Source organism: Paenibacillus oryzae, assembly GCF_001675045.1.
GTDB lineage: Bacteria > Bacillota > Bacilli > Paenibacillales > Paenibacillaceae > Pristimantibacillus > Pristimantibacillus oryzae.
This window is the reverse complement of the sequence record NZ_LYPA01000057.1, coordinates 1-522: the sequence shown is the minus strand read 5'-3', so window position 1 is coordinate 522 and position 522 is coordinate 1. Positions and strand designations below refer to the sequence as shown.

Here is a 522-nt window from a genome sequence, read left to right as displayed (position 1 = left end):
CTTACCGGAGATGCCGCAGGGGTGAGTGCAATCGTCACCTTCAACAGCATGAGCGGAAGCTATGATGTAGCGCTTTCCAAGGGTACCCGTACCGACAGTACGAGTTTGCGTATCACGTTCAACGAAGCGCCCGACCCGGATATTGCAATAGTGCAGGCAGCGAAGGAAGCGGTGGAGAAGGCGGGGTATCCCGCAGCCAACCAAGCGGAATATGGCACCGAAGCTGCGGCGGCGAGCTATGTGGAGCAGCTGGTAAAGCAGGCGGCAAATAACGACGAGATTGGTCTGTCGATCCACATTGACGCATACACGGCGCCGAAGGCGGGGGACGCGGACTACCCGGATGGCAGCGACGGCCAGATCGCGTTCACCGTTACGTTGACCAAGGGAGCGCAGGTGCAGAGCATCGCTCAGCAGACGCTCATGATCAAGGCAACGCTGTATGCCGGCGTTTCTAATCAACAGGCGATAGACAGGGCCATGAGCCTGTTGGCGGGTGAGCTTCAGGCGCTCGATGTTCCG

At 59.0% G+C, this 522-nt stretch carries 1 protein-coding gene; it reads left to right on the top strand.

Annotated elements, in window-relative coordinates; all coding sequences use genetic code 11:
• Positions 1-21 precede the first annotated feature (21 nt).
• A partial coding sequence (locus A7K91_RS12960) for a hypothetical protein (RefSeq protein ID WP_156739531.1) occupies positions 22-522 on the top strand: 501 nt, incomplete at its 3' end.